The organism is Bartonella sp. P12B, from assembly GCF_055796185.1.
Map to the genome: position 1 here is coordinate 1 of NZ_JBTTDI010000035.1, position 3,887 is coordinate 3,887.

At 46.8% G+C, this 3,887-nt stretch carries 1 pseudogene; it reads right to left on the bottom strand.

Annotated elements, in window-relative coordinates:
* Positions 1-3,887: pseudogene (locus AC0QT1_RS08330) on the bottom strand (two-partner secretion domain-containing protein); the annotation flags it as partial.

Genomic DNA, 3,887 nt, shown 5'->3' on the forward strand with positions numbered 1-3,887 from the left:
GAGAATATTCTTAGAAGAGCCAAGCTCATGCAATGCAGCGGCGATATCACCACGATTATTAACAAGTGCTACAGCGCTTTTATTGATCAGCGCTTGCACACCAGCTTGCATCGCCGCATTCATGGCACTGCTAGAACCAACACCCAAAGCACTAGTAATCGCACCAGCAGCTGTGGAAGCAGCGCCAGCGGTCACTGCTGTCACAGCCAAGGCCACTAAAGCAGCACCCGCTTCCGTGAGACCTTGGGCTTTATAATCCCAGTGTTTAAACTCAGCCTTAACCGCCTGCCAATCAACTTGCTTGGCTAAAACGGGATCATCGCGCAGTTGCTTAATCCATCCCATCCCCGGTGAGCGAGACAATTGCTCAAGGGATTTGTCTAAATCACCCGTGGCTTCATATTCGGCAACAATGCCATTGCCAGCTTCAATCTTAACCCCACCACCAGCTTCCATGGTGACATATTTGATGGTCTCCTCAAACTGACCTTTGTCACTCTCACTCCACCAAACCAAGTTTTCATTACGCTGATAAGTCTCCTCAAAGTCTTGATCTTTGTTGGTCAGAATCGCAATCTTACCCTTCTCTGCGACAAGATGCATCTGACCACCACTGGACAACCCAGAAGCACCAAGGGTGAGATCACCTTTTTGCGCATGCATGGAGAGAGTGCCATCAACATCTATCGTGGTTTTGTTTGTGGTCACTTGCGTGGACTGTTGACGAAACTTATTCTTTTGCTTCGATTTATCGCCTTCTTTCCCCCTAAGGTCTAAGTCAAAACTGCTCAAATCTTGTACCGAAGTCATCGTTAGAGCATCACTACTATTGAAACGCGCATCGCCCTTTGCTTTAGCCTTAACCCCATCCAAGGTAAGGCTGCCATTCGTCACAACGCTAAGATCATCTCCACTGTTGAGTGCGCTTAACTGATGTGTCTTGCTTTGCGCATCATAATGGCCTTTTTCTAATGTCTGCTTGTGTTCACTCTCTAGCGCCAAGGCACTAAAGTTGGCAGAGCCATCGACAATCACTGTCATCGGACCGCCGCTGGTGAATTCCCCTCCTTCAGAGCTTAAATCACCAAGGGAGTGGATATTTAATTCGTGTTCAGAGAGAATTTGTCCCTTTTGCCCCGCTCGATCAACAAAACCATATTCATTATTCTCACGGATTTTAGCCGTTCCATTGGCTATGGTCTGAGCAGTAAGGGTGATGATCTCACCGTGAATAACACCAGAATAATTGGCTAAAAGACCTCCACTGGTGAGCTCTACAGGCCCAGCCGCATTCAAAAGTCCACCATCATTAAACAAAGTTTGCTTGGTCGTCACATGCAATGCATCATGACTGAGCACCTCACCACTATTGGTAAAGCTGTCCGCATTTAAGCTGACCCCATTTCCCTTTAAGCGAGCACTGGAAAGCTTTCCTTGTTGGGATCTTTGTGGACCTTCAATAGCTTGTGCGAAAGACGAGGTTGGCACTAAATAAACATGCGGTACCAAAACCTCTTGCCCATTCTTCTCAATTGTCTCAAGCCAGATGATATCCTTGTCCAACTGAGCAATTTGCTTTTGCGTTAACGCAACCCCTAACTTTAATCCCAAAGGACCTTGCTGCTCGACAGCATTGTCATAAAGCCTTTGCATTTGGACATTGGGATCTTCAACCTCAAGAAGAGTGTGATTGCCGGTCAGCTCAAAGATTTGCTCCCCCACCAAGCGATATTCAAAATAAGCATCCCCTAGCCTTTTAAACACTTGGTCAGGCTTATAATTGCCAATCTTTTTTAAGTAGTAGTCAGACCCCAAAAATTTGCTTGGATTAATAAAATCTGGGCGCGTTTCGATCACAAACGGCACTTGTGGTGTTTGCGTGCTAGACAACTCTGTTTTGACAGAACCAAGCCCTTCTTGGGGTGCCACCTGTATGGATTCTGATGCTGATATTTGACCGCTTGGAGCTGGTGTTAAGGTTTGGGCGCCCAATGCTGGTGATGATGCTAATGTTTGAGTACCCAGTGCTGGTGCCGATGCTAGTATTTGGCTGCTCGGTTCTGGTGCTAGTTCTGGTGTTTGGCTGCTCGGTGCAAAAAGTGCCTTGTGCCCCGTTAAACCATTGATAATGCCATCCAATCGGTCCTTGCTGATCAGCGGCTTTGAACCGTCGAAATCGGTATTTTTAACCCCAGCCAAGCTTTTATCGCCAGAACTTAAGCCAATTTGACCTACTCCCTCACGCACCGCATGATTGTCAAGAATGCCTGTTACCTTCACATCAAGAGTGCCACCTGCTTCTATCGTGCCGTAAACCGTATCATAAGTACGCGTGGTTATGACGGGATTGCCCACATAACTCCATGTATCTGTATCTCCAAATTGAATAACCCCTGCACCCAAAATATCACCAGATGACATCTCGATATGTGTTGTTGTCTCAACCGTAGTTGTTTCGATTAAATCGCGCCCTTCATTGAGCAGCGTATCGCCCTGCATCGTAATGTCGCCATTGGCTGCAATCAAACTATAGTTATTGCTGATCTCACCAGCATGAACCATTAAATGATGCCCTACCAAAATTTGTGCAGCGTTATTGGTAAAATGAGGTTGCTGACGGTTAATCGTCGTTGTAACTCTCGTAGTTGTAGTCGTTGTATCAACCCAAAACCAACCATCTTCTTCAGTAACCGATGTTTCAGAGATATGGCATTTAACCATTTCATCAGTCACTTTAATTCCCCCTTCACGCCTATTGGTGAGTGAAGAGACATCGAAGATCATATCGCCAGAGACGGCTTCTAAAAGCCCAGAAATGTTGATCACAGAACCAGCCCGCTCTCCACTTAAACCACGGAAAGTGAGATTGTCTTCGGCAATGACATCGGCAAATTTATTGAGGAATGTTCCATCCAAGGAGAATATTGCTGACTTGTTGGCGTAAATCAGCCCACTATTGCTGATATCCCCCGTCACATTGAGAGCAACGCCATCGCCACTCGAACCCATGCTACCAGCATTGCTCAAGGCATCGGTGGTTAAGACAAAAGCGCCACCACTTTTAAGAACCCCACCTTCCCCATTTAAAATAATGCCACCTTGCTCCCATAACGGATCATGGTTTGCTGCCACAAGCGTCAAGGCATCCTTGGCTAAAAGCTGACCGAAATTTGTTAAAGAACCAAGTTGTGCCTCAACAACACCGCCTACCATGGTACCGGTATTGCTTAAAACGCCATGACTCTTGAGAATAAGCGTTCCACCTTGCGCTTCTACATGCCCTGCTTGATTTAATGTCTTTGCTTTAAGGATAACATCATAGGCAGCAACCTCACTTGGCTCTTCCATTGTTAATGTGCCATCACTGGAAAGCTCTACCCTCTTTTGCGAAACAATCCGCCCGCTCTGTAGCAGATCTTGTCCTGATTCAAGAGTGATTGCACCATTGCTTGCGATCAAACCGCTATTGATCAACTCACCGTGACTGGTCAGTTGAAGATCACCACTCTCGCTTTCCATAATGCCAGCTTGCGTTATCCTGTCGGCAACAACACTGGTAGCACCTTGCGTAGAGAGTAGACTGTCACGATTCTCAAAAGCACCAACATCTATCAGCAAACCACCACGCGCTAAGATATAGGATGCCCCCTCGTTGAGCGTGCCATTCTGTTGCTCTTGCAACGCTGCATCTTGTCGGGATGGATTGGCTGGTTTTGCACTTTTATTGGTTAAGGAGGCTGCAACAAGTTTCATGTCACCGGCAAAGCTGTTCAAGACACCCCCTTCATTAACCACATGTCCAGCACGCTCTCCCCTCAGACCACCAATGGTGAGATCCTCTTCAGCAATTATCTGCCCATGGTGGTTGCTCAAAGCACCATCAACGA